The organism is Sorangium aterium (genome assembly GCF_028368935.1).
Classification (GTDB): Bacteria; Myxococcota_A; Polyangia; order Polyangiales; family Polyangiaceae; genus Sorangium; species Sorangium atrum.
On sequence record NZ_JAQNDK010000003.1, the window covers coordinates 505,935 to 523,391 of the forward strand.

Consider the following 17,457-nt stretch of genomic DNA (forward strand, 5'->3'; position numbering starts at 1 on the left):
CAGCTTTGCCACGGACGGGCGCTTTCGTTAAGGCCCTTGGTCTACCACTGGAGAGATTGCCCGCTCGGCCTCAGTGGGGATGCTGGGACAGCCGATGTCCTGGTCATCGTGCGCGATTACAGCCTATTTAACGGGCCTTTCGCGCGGTCGGTTCGCGAGCGCCAACGGACGGCGTGAGCCCGTTGTAGGGGCGCCGGGTGCGCGCATGGCGCTCATTCGCGTCGTGCGCGCGCTCGCTTCACCTGCTCGCGGACCTTCGGATGCTGCTGGCTGACCTCCACGATGACGCGGCCAACGACCTCGACCGCGAGGTCGAAAGCCCGCTCCGCCAGGCGCTGGAACCAGAGCCCGAACGGCGAGTCGATAGGCCGGTACAGCCCCAGGTCACCGGGCTCCCCGCCGGCGGCCCAGGTGATGGGCAGCCCGGACGCCTCCAACGTCTGCCTGGCGAAGCCCTGCGCGAGTTGGAGGGCTTGCAGGGCGTCGACGCCCTCCTGCCACTTGAACACCTCAGCACCGAGCCCGGAGATGAGCACCGGGCAGCACCAGTCGCCGTCCTGCGCACCGGGCGCAATCGGCTTGCCGATGACGAGTACGATCTGCCGGTCAGGCTGGCCATCCACTCCGTAGCGACGGACGGCGATGGGCTCACCGATGCGCTTCTTGGGCATAGGGTTAGGTTAGTCCGGAAACGATGTGACCAGGCAGTAGACCTCCCATCTGGCCGGTGACCCGCTGTTCGCCACTTCCCAGCAAGTTCCCAGCAAGCCCTCCTTCTCACCGGATCCAGTTTCCACTGCGATCGGCAGAATGCCTCCTTTGCCCGCTGACTCGCGTGGGTCAGCAGCAGGCAGATCCCCCTGGCATCAGCCCGCAGTTCTCCCGTCGCAGCCACGAACGCAGCGGTGTCCGGGTCCGCCTCTTCGACCGCCTTCTCCTCGGTCGTGCTCACAACACAGCCCGCGAACATGACGACAACGGCGACCCCGATGAGCTTCGCGCCACGCATAGAGTCCCCCTGCTCGACCGCCCGCTACACGTAGAGCCCAGGGCGCTCAGCGGTAGCCGCAGGTCACGCGGGGGCGCGGTGTGCCGACGTGGGCGGAATCATCCATCGAAGTACGCGATCCGCGTCACACCGCACGGCGCGCCGGCCCGATCGCGTGCGGCGCCGGCCACTCCGCGCGGCGCAGTGCAGCGCAGGAACCTGCTCCCCTCTGCCGTGTCGAAAGGCACCATGCCCAGGCCTTCCCTTCCGCTCGCCGGCCTCTTCCTCGTCGCCGTCCTCGGCGCCGCCGCGACCTCCGACGCGGCCACGGACGGCCGCGACGCGGTTGCCCGCGGCCTCGACCTCTTCGTTCACGCGCCCGACCGCGGGGCGCCCGGCGCCACCCTGCCGGTGCAGGTCCTCGCGCTCGGCTTCCCCACCGCGGTCACGCTCCGGCCGCTCGAGGCGGTCACCGTGGAGGCGACCTGGGATCCCGAGCACCTCGGCAAGGTCAGCGCCGTCCCGCCGCCCGTGCGGGTCACCACCGACGCGAAGGGGCGCGCTCACCTCGACGTCCCGATCCCCGAGGGGCCCGAGCGCGAGCTCCGGCTGCTGCTCGGCGTGCGCGCCGGCGACCGGCAGCGGACCCGGACGCTCACCGTGCAGCGACTGGCGCCGCTCCAGGTCGACCTGCACGTTCCTGACACGCGCGTGGTGCCGGGCAGCGCGATGTCGGCGTGGATCACCGTGCAGAGCCAGGCCTCGGGGCAGCCGGCCCCGCGGGTCCCCGTGGAGGTCAGCCTGCTCGAGGGCGGCGTCGCGCGGCACACGGCCGTGGTCACGACCGACGCGGCCGGCGTTGCGATGACACGCGTGCCCGTCCCGTGGATCGACGAGCCCGGCTGGCGCTGGATCCTCCGCGCCCGCGCGCGGGGCGCGGCGGGGGCCTCGTCGAACGCCGCGGAGATCTCCCTCTCGCCGCGCGAAGAGACGCCCGGCGCCCCGCAGATGCTGGCCGAGTGGTCCGAGCAGGATCTGCGCGCCGGCGATCGCGCAAGCTACGTGATCCGGATCCGCGATGGCGCCGGCCAGCCCGTGGCCGGGCTGCCGGTGCGGATCTGGACCGGGCCGAAGGGCACGAGCCCGCCCGAGGACAGCGCCGCGTGGGAGAAGCTCACGACGCCCGCGCGCACCGACGCGGCCGGCGAGGTCCGCGGCGCGGCCACGGCGCCCACCACCGTGGTGCAGGGCGCAGGGACCACGCTGCGCGTCGTCGCGCGCGCGACGTTCGAGGGGCACGAGCTCGAGCGCGAGGCCACCGTCTCCGTGGAGAGCCCCACCTCGGAGGCGACGCTGCTCCCGGAGGCGGGCGCGATCGTTCCGGGCGTCGCTCAGCGCATGCTCCTGCGCGTCCGCGATGCGCGGCGGAAGCCGGTGCAGGGCACCTTCACCGTCGAGGGCGACGGGCTCCAGGCCGCCGTGACCACCGACGCGTACGGCGAGGCCGAGGTGACCTGGGAGGCGCCCGTCGAGCTCGGGGCCTTCCGCAACGTCGGGCCGTGCGCCGGCGGCGTCGCGGCGGCGGTGCGCGTGCGGCCAGCTGGCGAGCTCCCGGCGCTCGCGTCGCGGCGCGAGCCGTTCGCGCTGTGCGTCTCCGTCGATCGCGACGCCTCGGCGCTGCTCCGGCCCGAGCGGCTCCTCGCCCGCGCCGGCGACGCGCTCCCGCTCCGCGTGATCGACGCCAGCGGCGCGGACGCCCGCGCCGACCGGCGGCCGGCGGGTGGCAGGGCAGGGGACGGCGGCAGGGCAGCGGACGGCGCCGGCTGGAGCGTGATCGTCCAGGCGGACAACGCGGCCCGCGCGGCGAGCGCCTGGATCGCCGGAGGCCCGGAGGGCGGCGCGCTCGGCCTGCCCGAGGGCGCGGCCGGCGTCTGGACGCTCAGCGCCGCCGCTCCTCGGCCGGGCGCCGCCGCGCGGCAGGCGGGCGGCGCGGTGCTCGTCACGCCGCGCGTCCTCCCTCGGCTCGAGGCCCGCATGACCGGCGGCCGCGCGGCCCCGCGCGCGGCGCCGTCGACGTGGACCTCGCGCTCACCGACGGGGGCAGCCGCGGCCTGCCCGGGACCGTCGCGGCCGTCGTCGTGGATCTGCACGGTGGGGGCAGCGTCGGCGGCCTCGCGGCGCTCGACACGCGCGCGCGGCTCTGCCAGGGCATGGTCGAGCCCGAGCGCTGCGGCGCTTTCCTGGAGGGCGATCCCGCGCTCGATCCGCTCCGGCGCGCGGAGCTCGGCGCGCGGGCGCGCGAGGCGATCGCACCGGCGAACGATCCGGCCGGCTCCGCGCGGGCGGCGCTCGACGAGGCGTTCGGCCAGGTCCTTCGCTCGCTCGAGGGGGCGGTCTTCGAAGCCACCAGCGACCCGGAGCGGCTGCGCGACGTGCGCCGCCGCGGGCCGGGCGGCGCCTATGCATGGAACCCCGAGCTGATGACCCTGGTCACGGCCGCCATGGATGCGCCCCCCGAGACGCCCGGCGGCGAGCCGCTCTCGCTCGCGGACCTCCTGGCGGTGGACCCGCAGGTCACGTTCGATCACGTCGCTCGCCGCGTCACCCGCCTCAAGCTCTTCCGCATCCTCGCGGCGGCGCGCGCGTTCCGGCGCGAGCGGCTGCTCGACCCGGACGAGCCGGCGCTCCGCGATCCGAACGCGCTGCTCCGCCGCCTGGTGCGCGACGCGCAGCTCGAGGAGTCGCTCCTGCTCGATCCCTGGGGCGGCACGATCCAGTTCACCCCGACGACGGCGCCGCCCGCGCCGTTCCTCACGGTGCGGCGCGGCTTCGCCCTGCAGGCGCCCGGGCCCGACGGCCGGATCGGCACGGGCGACGACGTGCGCGATCCGTTCGAGCGCGTGCTGCGCTCGGGCACGCCGTACGCCAGGGCGGTCGGCGAGGATCGCCTCGTCGACGCGAAGTTCGACATGGAGGTCGGCGACGCCACGGTGTCGGCGTGGGAGAGCCTCCTGGAGGAGCTCACGGGCACGTCGCTGGGCGAGGGGCTCGGCCTGAGCGGCATCGGCACCGGCGGCGGGGGTACGGGCTCCGGCGTCGGGTTCGGTTCAGGCCACGGCCGGCTGGGCGGCGCCCACCGCACGTCGAGCGGCGCGCCGCGGGGCGTGTTCTTCTGGTCGCCGCCCCAGCGCACCGACAAGGATGGCCGGCTGCGGATGCGCGTCCCGCTCGGCGACGTCGAGACGACCTTCCGGCTCGTCTTCGTGGGCGTGCCGGACGGCGCTACGCCGGCCACGGCCACGCTCGACGTGCCCACGGCGCAGCCGCTCTCGGCGCGCGTGGAGGCGGGTGCCGCGTGGGTCGAGGGCGACGAGGTCGACGTGGAGATCTCGGTCCGGAACCGCTCGCCGAAGCCGCTCCGCGCGAGCATCGAGCTCACGGCGCGCGGCGTGGCCGCGCTCGCGGACCCACGCCGCCGGGCGGTGGCGGTCGATGTGCCCGCGGGGGGCGCGGCCCCGGTGCGCGCGCGGGTCCGGGCGCTGCGCGCCGGGCGGGCGGAGCTCGCGGTCGCCCTGAAGGCGCAGGGGACCCCGGGCGACACGCTCGTGCACGCGTGGGAGGTGCGCCCCGCGGGCGAGCCCACCGATCTGAACATCGCCCAGGTCGTCGAGGGCGGCGCCAGGGCCACGCTGAGCGTCGCGGCGGACGCGCAGCGCTACCAGCCCACCGGCCGCCCGCGGCTCGTCGTCGAGCGCGGCCTCGCGGGCGCGCTCACCGCGGCGCTCGAGGCGATGGATCCCGACCGGCTCTCGTCTGCCGGGGCGATGGTGGACGCGGTGGAGGTCGCGGCGCTCGTGCGCCGCTGGGCCGCGGCGCGCGGGGGTGAGGGCGCGCCGATCGCCGCGCGCGCGGAGGACATCGGCCGCCGCGCCGTGGGCCGGCTGCTCGCGTACAAGGAGAGCAAGAAGGATCGCGGCTTCTGGCCTCCGGCGCTCCGGGCGCGCACCTTCGCGCCCGCGTCCGCGGCGGAGGAGCTGCCGAAGATCGACGCGCGCTGCCCGCCAGAGCCGCTGCACCCCGCGGCAGCGCTCGACGCGCTCGAGGTCGAGCCCTCGCCGGCGGGGGGCGCGGTGAACGCGTGCTGGGACGCGCTCGTCACGAGGACGCTGGACGACGTGATTCAGAGCGGCGATCGCGTGGCGCTCGCCCGGGTCCTGCTCGCGCTCGCGGAGCGGCCGCACCGGGCAGCGCTGGCCGCGAACGTGGCGGACCGGCTGCGCGCCTGGGTGGCGCTGCTCCCGACCGGCGGCATCACCTTGCCGCCGGGTCAGGCCGAGGATCGGAGCGCGCGCGCGGTGGTCTACGCGGCGCTCCTCCGCGCTGCCGGGCTCGGCCGGAGCGCGGCGCCGCCCGCGAAGCTCCTCGGCTGGGTGGGCGTGCAGCGCGACGTGCGCGGCGGCTACGGCGCGCCGGCCAGCACGCGCGCGGTGGTGCGCGCGCTCCTGGCCCACGGGGGCGAGGGCCGCGGGGTGGCGCGCGTCACGGTGACGTCGGGCGGCGCGCGCCGTGACGTGGAGGTCGGGCCGTCGGGGCGGCTCGTGGTGCCGCTCGACGCGGGCGCGACGGAGGTGACGGTCGAGGCAGCGGGGCCCGCGGTCGTTGCGCGCCTGGAGCGCCCGGCTCTTCGGCGCTGGAGCCGGCCGCCGGCCGCCGCGGCGAGCCCCGTACAGGTGGAGATCTCCTGGCCGAAGCGCCCGCGGGCGGGAACGACGGGCAAGCTCGGGATCTCGCTGCGCCACACGCTGGGCCGCCCGGTCGAGATCGACGTGCGCATCCCGCTTCCGCCAGGGGTGTCGCTGGCCGAGCCGCTCGGGGGCGTGCGGCAGGTGAACGGCGTCCTCGCGCTGCGGGCTTCTGTCGAGGCGAGTCGGCTCGCGACGCTCGTGGAGATGCCGGTGCGCTTCGCCCTCGCCGGGAAGGTGACGGCGCCCGAGGCGCAGGCCCGGGTGGCGCAGGAGGAGCTGCCGCGCGCGGTGGTCCCGGCGCGGCCGATCATCATCGAGTGATCGGCGCTCCTGGATACCGGTTCACTCTCCGCCCGCGCCGGCGCAGGAGCACACGGCTGAAGTCGTGTTCGATGCCCGGCCACAGGGGTTCATATAGACGCATCGATCGAGGGCACGGCTTCGGCGCGCCCGCAGGCTGTGGAGTGTAGGCGGCCCCTTCGATGCATGACCGGTTGTTGATAGTAGCGTCGCTTTTCCAGTGAGACGGCGCCATTGAAGGCGAAGCGTTCGACGAAGAGAGCACCTTGATACAAACTCGGATCGCCGCGCGCGCGGCCCCCTTCCGTGCCACGATCCCGGCCGTGCGCCGGCAATGTACGCTCTTGCAGCTGCTCCTCCTCGCCGCCTGCGGAGGAGCCCAGCTGCCCTCGCCCGCCGCCGTCGCGGGCACCGCCGAGGCACCGCCCCCGAGGTGCGTGCTGCCGGGCGCGCCGACGGTGGTGCATCGCGAGGGCAACGCGGTGTTGCAGGTATGGGAGGTGCCGGCCGCGCCGGTGCTGTTCGAGGAGGTGCTGCCGAGCGCGCCCGGGTACCTGGCGTATCGTGAGGCGATCGCGGCGGCCGGCGGTGACCTCGAGCGTCCGGTCGCCGATCCACTCCAGCCGCGCGACGACGCCGAGCGCGAGCTATGGCGCCGCGAGGACGAGAACGCCGCGCTGATGTACGGCGACGCAGGTCGCGTCCGGCCTATCCGCTGCCTCGAGGCAGCCCTGTTCGCGGCCCAGGACGCGCGCTATTCGGAGCTCACTCAGCCCACCGAGTTCATTGCGTCGATCCTGCGCCGCGAGGTCGGCGGCCGGCCCCAGCTCAAGATTTACCTCGGTGCGAGCGACTCGATGTTTCCGCCCAAGGCGTTCTATGGCTTCGACGAGGTCCGCCGCGACGTGGCCGCCGGCTGGGAGTATTGGGTCGTCCTCCACAACCACACCGTGCGTACTCTCAACGGCAAGCCCGCCCTCGGCGTGCCCGCGCCGAGCACCAGCGACGTGCCGCTCTTCCGCGGGCTCGTCAAGGAGTCGGGGCTGCGCGCGGTGTGGGTCACGAACGGCTTCTACACCGGCGAGGCCACGGCCGAAGATCTCGCCCGCTACCGCACCCGCGATTGACGGTCAGCGCATAGCTTGCGCAAGCGTGAAGGTCGCTTCGGAAGGAGCGGCCCGTGCGCGCGCCGCCCCGAGGTCCGCACGATCCGGCCCCCACGCCGCCCCCACCGCGTCGGCCCCGCGTCGGGTTCCGGCGCCGGGGCTTGGCGCCGTCCGCCGATCGCCTACCATGCCCCCAATGGCCGCTACCTTCGCCACCTTCTCCCTGGAGGGCGACAAGCTCCCCGCGGACGTCGCCGTGACCCGCTTCGAGGCCGTCGAGGCGATCTCCACCCCCTACACGGTCGAGGTGCGCTTCGCGACGCTGGACGCCTCGTTCCGGGTCGAGGACTGCCTGCGCAGCCGCCTCTGCCTGCGCGTCGTCGACACGTCGGGCCAGGAGCGCCTGTACGACGGCATCGTCGACCGCGCCGGCTTCGCGCACATCGCGGGCGAGAGCCGCCAGTTCGACGTCCGCCTGCGGCCCGCGCTGGCCGCGCTCGCGCACCGCGAGGGGTGCCGCATCTTCCAGGAGAAGACCATCGTCCAGGTCGCGCAGTCGGTCTTCGAGGACGCCGGCTTCGGCGACAAGGTCGAGTGGCGGATCGCGAAGGAGTACGAGCCGCGCGAGTTCATCGTCCAGTACCGCGAGTCGCACCTCAACTTCGTCTCGCGGCTCCTCGAGGACAACGGCCTCTTCTACTACTTCCGGCACGAGGCCGCCGGGCACACGATGATCATCACCGACGACCCCGCCGCCTTCGAGGTGGAGGAGGGGCTGCCGGTGAGCTTCCGCATGGCGCAGGGCGGCCTGCCCGGGAGCCTGCCGCTCTCGAAGTTCACGAGGACGCGCGCGCTGCGCACGAGCCTCGTCCACCTCCGGGACCACGATTTCGAGAAGCCCGACGTGAAGCCGGAGTCCGCGCTGCCCCGCAAGGAGGCCATCGCGCTGCCCTACTTCGAGTACCCCGCCGGCTTCACGAAGGGGAGCGTGGGGGCCCGCCGCGCCGAGGCCCGCGTGCGCGAGCTCTCCGCCGACGCCGACGTGTGCGAGGGCGAGAGCCGCGCGGCCGGGCTCAAGGTGGGCGAGCCGTTCGCCGTCGAGGGCGCCGCGGAGCCGTGCCTGAACGGCGAGTTCGTGGTCACCCACCTCGTCTCGCGCGGCAACCAGACGCTCACCGGCGGCGCGACGAACTACGACGTCGAGAACCACTTCCGCGGCGTCCCCAAGGGCGCGCCCTTCGCGGCCGAGCGCCGCGCGCGGCGGCCGCGCATCCGCGGCATCCAGACGGCGGTCGTCACCGGGTCGAGCACCCAGGAGCAGGCGATCCACGTCGACAAGTACGGCCGCATCAAGGTCCGCTTCTTCTGGGACCGGCAGGGCCAGCAGGACCACACCTCGAGCTGCTGGCTGCGCGTCTCGCAGATCGCGATGGGCGGCTCGATGATCCTCCCCCGCGTCGGCTGGGAGGTCTCGGTCGCGTTCCTCGACGGCGACCCGGACCGGCCGCTCGTGCTCGGGCGCACGTACAACGCGGAGAAGACGCCGCCCGACGCGCTCCCCGCCGCCAAGGCGTCCGGCACGCTGAAGAGCATGTCGTCGCCCGGCGCGGGCGGCCACAACCAGATCGGCATGTCCGACACCGCGGGGAGCCAGGGGTTCGGCATGCACGCCCAGAAGGACCTCAACGTCACCATCAAGAACGACAAGGTCGAGGAGGTGACGGTCAACGAGGAGCAGCACATCAGCGTGAACGGCTCCCGCTCGGTCAAGGTCGACGACTCGACCTCCATCGCTGGCAATCAATCGCTCGACGTCGGCGCGGTGCTCTCGCACAAGATCACCGGCAACCAGAGCATCTCGATCGGCGGCAACGACACGACCAACGCGATCAGCAACCACGTCGAGAAGGTCACCGGCAACCGCTCCTACACGGTGAGCGGGAACCAGATCACGATCTCGAACGGCGTCAGGCACTCCATCACCGGGGACATGAGCCGCAAGGTCGGCGCGCTGCAGCTCTCCGGCAGCCTCGGCTCGATCAACGACAACGTCCTCGGCGGGATGACGGAGACGGTGGGCGCCGTGAAGGCGCAGATCATCAACGGCAGCCACGGCGAGCAGATCACGGCCAACAAGGACCAGACCTCGCTGGCGGCGGAGCTCCACCTCACGAAGGGCTCGCTCTCCCACGTGGCGCTCGGCGTCACCAACATGGTCGGCGGCCTCCATTACCAGAAGCTGGACGGTGATCTCGTGGTGCAGGCGCCGCTCATCACCCTCCTCGGCGCCGTCGGCGTCTTCAAGGGCGGCGGCAGCGAGCTCAAGCTCGGCGGCGGACCCGTCGTGATCAAGGGGTCGAAGATCGCGGTCAAGGGCGCGCTGGTGGTCAAGATGGGCGCGTCGATGAAGCTCGGATCGTGAGGGCCCATGGGCGCCAGTGACGTGAAGAGAGAGGTGAAGAGTGGCTGATCATCATGTCCTCGCGATCCCCTCCCTCAGCGTGGAGGGCAAGATCTACCGGGTGCTGCGCTTCGAGCTCACGGAGCAGCTCTCGGAGCTCACCCGCCTCGAGTGCGAGCTGCTCGACGACGAGGCGGCGCTGCCGAGGCCGAAGGAGGTCCTCGGCAAGCGCGCGGTGTTCACGCTGTCGCGCAGCGACGACACGCAGACGCGCTCTTTCGCCGGGACGATCGTCCTCGCCGAGCTCGTGCCCGATCCCGACGACGTGCCCACGCTGCGGATCGAGGTCGCGCCGGCGCTCTGGAACCTCGGGCAGCGCTCCGACTGCCGGATCTTCCAGGACAAGAGCGCGGTCGACATCGTGAAGGAGGTCCTCGAGGGCGCGGGCGTGCCCGCGAGCCAGCAGGACTGGCGCGTGACCGAGCCCCACCCGACGCGGGTCTACACGGTCCAGTACCGGGAGCGGGACCTCGATTTCGTGCACCGCCTCCTCGCCGAGGAGGGGATCTACTTCGCGATCCACATGAGGGATGAAGAGGACGTCATCGTCTTCGGCGACTCGCCGACCGGCCTCGAGGACATCGAGGGCGCGACGTCGCTGCCGTTCTTCCAGGACTTCGGCGCCGAGGGCTTCGCGGATCGCGTCGTCCGCCTCTCGCGGGAGGTCTCCGTGCGGAGCGACAAGGTGTTCGTCCGCGACTACGACCCGGAGAAGCCCTCGACGAAGCCGGAGGCGTCGGCCGAGGGGAGCGATCCCGGGGAGCACGTGCTCGAGATCTACGAGCACCCGGCGCGCACCGCCGATGCGGGCGTGGCGGAGCGGCTCGCCAAGGTGCTGCTCGACTCGGTGCAGGCGGAGCGCGACGTCGTGCGCGGCGAGAGCGGCTCGCTCGCGCTGCTCCCGGGCCGGCGCTTCTCGGTCGACGGCCACCCGTACGACCCGCTCAACCAGGAGTACCTCGTGATCCGCGCGCGCATCGCCGGCAGCCGGCCGCGGAACTTCGAGCTCTCCGGCCGCGCGGGCGCGGAGGACGGCGCGCGCGACCTCCAGTCGATCTGCGAGTTCTGGGGCGTGCCGACCGGGACCACGCGCTACCGGCCCCCGCGGCGCGCCCGCGAGCAGGTGATCCCGGGCGCGCAGACCGCGATGACCACCGGGCCCTCGGGGCAGGAGATCCACACCGACGCGGGCGGGCACGTGAAGGTCGCCTTCCACTGGGATCGCTCCGGAAAGAAGGACGACACATCGAGCCGCTGGATCCGCACGAGCCAGGTGCCGACGGGCGGATCCATGCTGCTGCCGCGCGTCGGGTGGGAGGTCACCGTGCGCCATGTCGAGGGCGACGCGGACCGGCCGTTCGTGATGGGCCGCATGTACAACGCGCTCACGCCGCCGCCCTACGCGCTCCCGAAGGAGGCAGGGAAGAGCTCCCTCCAGACCGTGACGACGCCGGGCGGGGGCAGCACCAACGAGCTCCGGATGTCGGACGCGAAGGGCGGCGAGGAGATGTTCATCAACGCCTCGAAGGACATGTCCACCGAGGTGAAGAACAACGCGACCGAGTCGATCGGCAACAACCACAAGAAGAAGATCGGCGCCGACCAGACGACGAACGTGACGAACAGCATGACGACCAGCGTCGGGTCGAACCAGACGCTCTCGGTCTCCGGCAACCAGTCGATGAAGATCGAGACCTTCCACGTGGACGACATGGGCGGCGATCACTCGCTCTCGATCGGCGGGAACCGCGACATGAAGATCGGCGGGGATCACAAGCGCGACGTCACCGGCAACAGCTCGCTCACGGTGTCCGGCAACCAGATCGATCTCGTGGTCGGCTCGGTCACGGATCAGACCCTGGCCGGCTTCAACCACGAGGTCGGCGCGGCGCTCGTCGAGCTCGCGCTGGGGCACCGCTCCGTGACGGTCCAGGGCGACCGGAGCGAGACGGCCACCGGCGCGAAGGTGATCGCGGTCAAGTCGGGCCGCGGCGTCCAGGTCGGCGGATCGATGAACGTGAAGGTCGGCGGCGCGATCGTCAACGTGGCGAACGGGAACCGCGTGGAGAGCTCGCTCGGCACGTACACCGAGCTCGCGGGGGGCGCGCAGCTCGTCAAGGCGAACAACGCCGTCTTCGAGGCGACCGGCGCGCTCACGCTGGTCATGGGCGCGTCGATCCTCTCGCTGACGCCCGCGAGCGTCGCGATCATCGGCGTGTCCGCGAAGCTCGACGGCGACGTCTCCGACACCGCCGCGCTGGTGCTCGACAACTGAGGAGGAGGGGAACGTGGCACGCGAGACGATTGCGCACTTCACGATCGACGAGGTCCCCGCGGCGCGGGTGCTCCGCTTCGAGGCGATCCACGAGGCCGGCAGGCCGCTCGTCCTCGACGTCGAGGTGTACCTCCACTCGTACCAGGAGCTCGATGCGATGATCGGCAAGCCCGCGGCGCTCTCCTTCGGCGCGCCCGGGGAGGCGCCGCGCGTCATCGCGGGCACGGTGGAGGCCGCGACGTCGATCGGCTCCACAGAGCTCGGCATCGAGGGGCTGCTGGGCGTCCGCTACGCCGTCCGCGTCGTCTCCTCGCTCGCGCTCCTCGCGCGCAGCGTCGACTCGCGGATCTTCCAGGACATGAGCGCCAAGGAGATCGTGGCGAAGGTCCTCGAGGATCACGGGATCACCCGCGTCGCGTGGCGGCTGAGCGGCGACTGTCCGAAGCGCGAGTACTGCGTGCAGTACCAGGAGAGCGCGCTCGCGTTCATCTCGCGGCTCATGGAGCACGAGGGCGTCTACAGCTTCGTCGAGGTGGACGCCGACGGCGAGCTCCTCGTCTTCGACGACGACAGCACCGTCGCCGGGCCGATCGCGGGCGACCCCGCGCTGCCGTTCCGCCGGCGCACCGGGCTCAGCGCGGCCGACGAGCGCGACGCCATCTACTCGATCCGCGAGCTCGAGCGTGTGCGCTCTGGCAAGTTCGTCCTCCGCGATTTCGACTTCAAGCGGCCGAAGCTCGACCTCACGGCGACCGCGGCTTCGGGCGAGAACGACGCGCTGGAGCGCTACGACTACCCGGGCGGCTACTTCGAGCCGAGCGAGGGGCAGCGCCTCGCGCAGATCCGGCTGGAGGAGGAGCAGGTCGAGCGGCACACCATCGAGATCGACACCGTGTGCTCGCGCCTCGCGGTCGGCCAGAAGCTCACGATCACGGACGCCGGCGAGCTCGACGGCGAGTACTTCCTCTTCGCGGTGAAGCACACCTACATCCACGAGGAGGGCGACGCGCACGGCGGCGAGCGCGCGACGCCGCGCTCCAGGGCGCGGGCGCGCCTCGTGCCGGCCTCCGTGAAGTACAGGCCGCGGCGCATCACGCCGATCCCGCTCATCGAGGGGCCGCAGACCGCGACGGTTGTGGCGCCCGCAGGCTCGCAGACCGAGGCGATCCACACCGACGAGTTCGGCCGCTGCAAGGTGAAATTCCACTGGGATCGCAGCGACGTGATCGACGACAAGGCCTCGTGCTGGATGCGGGTCGCGCAGCTCCAGACCTCCGGCTCGATGATGCTCCCGCGCATCGGCTGGGAGGTGATCGTCGAGTTCCTCGAGGGCAACCCCGATCGGCCGATCGTGACAGGGCGCCTCTACAACGGCGTCTATATGCCGCCGTACGCGCTGCCGGAGGGCAAGACCCGCACGGCGATCCAGACGTCGAGCACGCCGGGCGGCGGCGGAGCCAACGAGATCCGCTTCGAGGACAAGGCGGGCTCCGAGGAGATCATGGTGCACGCCCAGCGCGACATGAAGACGGTCGCGGCGAACAACGCGAAGAGGAACATCGGCAACAACGAGACGTCGGTCGTCGGGAACAACGCGTCGCTCGAGGTCGGCGGCAACCAGACGACGAAGATCACGAAGGGCTCGCAGAACACGGTGGGCGCGAACCAGACGATCAGCGTCGGAGGCAACCGCAACGTCGAGGTGAACGCGGTGTCGGCGCTTACGGCGAAGGGCAACGCGACGACCACGGTGGGCGGGAACCAGTTCGAGATGGACGGCAACCCTCTCGAGGCGATGCTCGCGCTCGCGGCGCAGGCGGCGGTGCAGTTCGCGAGCGTGATGGCCAACAACGCGATCGCGGCGGTCCAGGGGCAGGTCGACGGCGCCATCAACCAGGTGATGGCGCCGATCAACGGCCTGACCCAGAAGGCGGCGGGGGTCGCGGGCGCGATGCAGGCCGTCGCCGGCGGGGACATGAGCCGCATGCCCGGGATGATCGCGGGCGCGTCGGGCATCCCCGGCGCGAGCCAGCTCGCGGCTTCGATGGGCGGGGGCGGCGGCGGGGGCGGGGGCGGCGCCGCCGGCGGCGCGCCGGGCGCCGCGGCGCCCAACATGCTCGCCTCGATCGCGTCGAACGTGGCGCAGAGCAGCCTCGCCGGGAAGGTCTTCGTGAAGCCGGAGGCGCTCGCCTCGGCCCTCGGCATGGACGGGGGCGGCGGCGGCGGCGGGTCGACGGCCAACGTGGGCGGGCCGGACGGCGCCGTCGATGGCGTCGACGCGACCGACCGCGAGAAGGGGCCCGGGCACACGACCGCCAAGGTCACGGGCACCCACAAGGAGGACGTGGGCTCGATGAAGGTCCTGGGCGCGATCCAGGACATCGACAACAACGTGACGGGCAAGAAGACGATCGACGTCGGCGCCGCGACCGTGCAGGTGGCGTTCGGCAGCTACGCCGAGAGCGTCACGGGCTCGAAGAGCGAGAAGGCGACGGGCCTGGTCGTCCTCAGCAACGGCGGCGAGAGCGAGACGGTCACCGGCTCGCGCACCGCGATGGTGGGCGGCGCGGTCGTCGACAAGCTCAAGGGGTCACACGTGGTGCAGGCCGTCGGGCCCGCGACGTTCATCGGGGCCTTCCACAAGGTGGAGGCGAAGGGCGCCATCGTCTTCAAGTGCGGCGCCAGCGAGGTGGTGATCGACGGCGCCGGCGTCACCATCACGTCCCCGCTCGTGACCATCCTCGCGCCGAAGATCCAGCTGCCGAAGAAGGTCTCGGAGGTCTGATGGCGACTCGGTTCGACGGTGGATCGCGGGCGGCTTCTGCGTCGCTCTCGCTGGAGGAGCCGGACGCCGGGGCCACGCCGGAGGAGGCGTCCGAGTCGCCGCGCGTGACCCTGGACGACGTGCTCGCCGAGCCGGCCGCGGCGCCGCTCCCCGCGCGGACGGCGCAGCCGCTCGGCGCCGCCATGCGGACAGCGCGCGTCGCCTCGATCGCGGGGCGGAAGGCGTCGATCCACGTCCGTGGCGCGGAGGGGCCCGTCGACGCCCAGATCGCGCCCGACGTCGATCCCGAGGTGATCGCCGACGCCCGCGCCCGCGGCGACGCCGTGCTCGTCGAGCTCTGCGAGGGCGAGCCCCCGCTGATCGTCGCGGCCCTGACGACGCAGCGGCCGCATACGCTCCACCTCAAGGCGACAACCGTCGCCATCGAGGCGGAGCAGGAGCTGCTGCTCCGCTCCGGCCGAGGCGCGGTCCGCATTCGACAGGACGGCGACATCGAGGTCGTGGGCAGCCGCATCAGCGCCGCGTCGCGGGGGCTGTTCCGGATCGTCGGGAGGCTCTTGCGGCTGAATTGACGGCACGCGCGGCGCGTCCGCTGGAAGGCTCGGCTGTCATAGCTTTCACTCAGGGAGCGTTGAAACAGCGATGCGAACGGCACCTGTCCCCAACATCCCGGCCATCCCGGGGATGAACCCCGGAGTCTTCGTTCTCGGCGGCGGCGGTGACGGCGGCGGGGCCGGCGGCCGCGGAGGCGGCGCGGGCAAGGACAAGCAAGGCGCGAACGGCAAGAACGGGGGCGACGACGCGTCGGGGGGCGGCAGGGGCGCCTGCGGCTCCGGCCAGAACGGCGGGGCGTGCCCCAACCATCATGGCAAGAAGGGGAGCGGCAAAGGCTCCAAGGGAGACCCTGTCGACATCGTGACAGGGCGTGTCTTCACGGTCCCCGTCACCGACGTGCACTTGCCGGGCCCGCTGCCGCTGACGCTGACCCGCAGCTACACGAGCGCCGCGCGCGACCGCGACGTCGGGCTCGGGCGCGGCTGGCACCACTCGTACGCGTGGGAGGTGGAGGTGCACCGCGGCCGGACGAGGCTCTGGACCGGGAACGGCATGTACGTCGACTTCACGCCCATGCGCGTCGGCGAGTCGGCGGTGGGCCCTTCCGGGTGGCTGCTCGTCCGCGGCAAGACGGGCTTCGTGCTCGATCGGGGCGACGGCCGGTGGCTCGTCTTCGAGCACGCCTGGCAAGACCGGTTCCTCCTGTCGGCGGAGACCGACTCTCACGACAACCGGATCTCGTTCTTCTACAAGGAAGGTGTCCTGGCGCAGATCGTCGACTCGGTCGGTCGCAGGGTCGAGGTCCGCTCCACGAGGGAAGGGCGCATCGCCTCGTTCGAGGTGAAGAACGCGGCGCACCGGGGCCAGCTCGTCCCGTTCGCGAGGTATCGCTACGACGACGCGGGGGACCTGGTGCTCGCCGAGGACGCGATGGGCGCGGCGACCCGGTACACGTACACGGATCATCTCCTGACGTGCCAGGAGCACCCGACGGGCCTTTGCTTCTACTTCGTCTATGACGGGGAAGGGCGGTGCGTCGAGACCTGGGGCGCGTACCCGGGGCGCGAGGACGAGAGCCTCGCCGCCGACGTCCCGGCGGTGCTCGCCGACGGGATCACGGCCGCCAAGGGCATCTTTCACACGAAGCTCGAGTACGGGCCTCACAACTATGTGGAGGCGGCCGACTCGATCTCGGTCGAGCGCTTCTTCGGAAACGACTTCGGGAGCGTCGACAAGGCGGTCACGGCCGCCGGCGTCTTCTGCCGCACGTACGACGCGTGGGGAAACCTGCTGTCGTTCACCGACGCGACGGGGGCGACGACCCGCTGGGAGCGGGACGCCCGCGGGCGGGAGCTCCGGATCACCGATGCTCTCGGCCGGGTGACCACGTTCGAGCGGGACGCCGACGGGCACATCCGGAGGGCTGTCGATCCTGCCGGGGGCGTCATCGAGACCGGGCGCCTCACGGGCGGGCTCGTGTGGCGCGACGCCATCGGCGCCACCTTCGAGGTGCACTTCGATCGCCGCGGGCTCACCACGCGGACCGTCGCGCCGAACGGCGGGCAGACGCTGTACAGGTACGACGATCACGGAAACCTCATCGAGCGGACCGATCCCACGGGCGCGGTGACGCAGTACACGTACGACTACTGGGGCCGGCGCCAGAGCATGCTCGACGCGTCGGGGGCGATGGTCACGTACGCCCACGACGACGCCGGCCGCCTCCGATCGGAGCGAACGCCGGACGGCGGCGTGACGCGCTACGAGTACGACGCGTCCGGAAACTGCACGTCGATCTGGCACCCGAACGGCCACACCACCACGCACCGCCATGCGGGGTACAACCGCATCGTCGAGACGCGAGAGCCCGACGGGCGGATCAGCAAATATCGATACAACCGCGAGGGGCGCCTCGTCGAGGTGCACAACAGCCACGGAGAGGTGCACCGCATCCGCCTGAACGCCGCCAGGCTCGTCTCGGAGGAGGTCACCTTCGACGGCCGCACCCTTCGTTATCGTTACGACGCCATGGGGCGTGTGGTGCAGTTCGAGAACGGCCTCGGCGAGAAGACCGGGTATGTGTACGATCTCGTCGGTCGCGTCGTGGAGCACCAGTACCCCGACGGCGGCGTCGAGACGTTCGAGTACGACGAGCTGGATTACATCATCGCCGCACACGGCCCCTCGGCGACATCTTCTTCGAGCGCAATCTCCTGGGCTAGGTGACGTGCGAGCGGCAGGT

9 protein-coding genes are annotated in these 17,457 nt (G+C 72.2%); 8 read left to right on the forward strand and 1 reads right to left on the reverse strand.

The features are described 5' to 3' along the window. Positions 1–212: 212 nt before the first annotated feature. Positions 213–671, reverse strand: coding sequence for a DUF6968 family protein (locus POL72_RS26310; protein WP_272098323.1), 459 nt, complete (start codon positions 669–671; stop codon positions 213–215). A gap of 566 nt (positions 672–1,237) precedes the next feature. Between POL72_RS26310 and POL72_RS26315 the strand changes: the two genes are divergently transcribed. The 8 genes from POL72_RS26315 (at position 1,238) to POL72_RS26350 (ending at position 17,441) form a co-directional block, all read left to right on the forward strand. Beyond that, positions 1,238–3,469, forward strand: coding sequence for a hypothetical protein (locus POL72_RS26315; RefSeq protein WP_272098324.1), 2,232 nt, complete (start codon positions 1,238–1,240; stop codon positions 3,467–3,469). A 488-nt stretch (positions 3,470–3,957) separates the two neighbouring features. Then, positions 3,958–6,054, forward strand: a complete 2,097-nt coding sequence (locus POL72_RS26320) for an alpha-2-macroglobulin family protein (protein ID WP_272100009.1) — start codon at positions 3,958–3,960, stop codon at positions 6,052–6,054. 245 nt (positions 6,055–6,299) lie between these two features. Next, positions 6,300–7,160 carry a hypothetical protein gene (locus POL72_RS26325; RefSeq protein ID WP_272098325.1) on the forward strand — a complete coding sequence of 287 codons (861 nt, stop codon included), beginning with the start codon at positions 6,300–6,302 and terminating at the stop codon, positions 7,158–7,160. Between the two features lie 175 nt (positions 7,161–7,335). Further along, complete coding sequence (locus POL72_RS26330; RefSeq protein WP_272098326.1) at positions 7,336–9,561, forward strand: type VI secretion system Vgr family protein; 2,226 nt, start codon at positions 7,336–7,338, stop codon at positions 9,559–9,561. 40 nt (positions 9,562–9,601) lie between these two features. Then, complete coding sequence (locus tag POL72_RS26335; protein WP_272098327.1) at positions 9,602–11,875, forward strand: type VI secretion system Vgr family protein; 2,274 nt, start codon at positions 9,602–9,604, stop codon at positions 11,873–11,875. A gap of 13 nt (positions 11,876–11,888) precedes the next feature. After that, the gene (locus POL72_RS26340; RefSeq protein ID WP_272098328.1) at positions 11,889–14,660 is read left to right on the forward strand and encodes a type VI secretion system Vgr family protein; all 2,772 of its coding nucleotides are present in this window, start codon (positions 11,889–11,891) and stop codon (positions 14,658–14,660) included. Next, a complete protein-coding gene (locus POL72_RS26345; RefSeq protein WP_272098329.1) occupies positions 14,660–15,232 on the forward strand; it encodes a hypothetical protein in 573 nt (190 codons plus the stop codon). The genes POL72_RS26340 and POL72_RS26345 overlap by 1 nt, the downstream gene beginning before the upstream one ends. Before the next feature lie 70 nt (positions 15,233–15,302). After that, entirely contained in the window at positions 15,303–17,441 is a 2,139-nt protein-coding gene (locus POL72_RS26350; protein ID WP_272098330.1) for a DUF6531 domain-containing protein, read from the forward strand. The last annotated feature ends 16 nt before the right edge of the window (positions 17,442–17,457 follow it).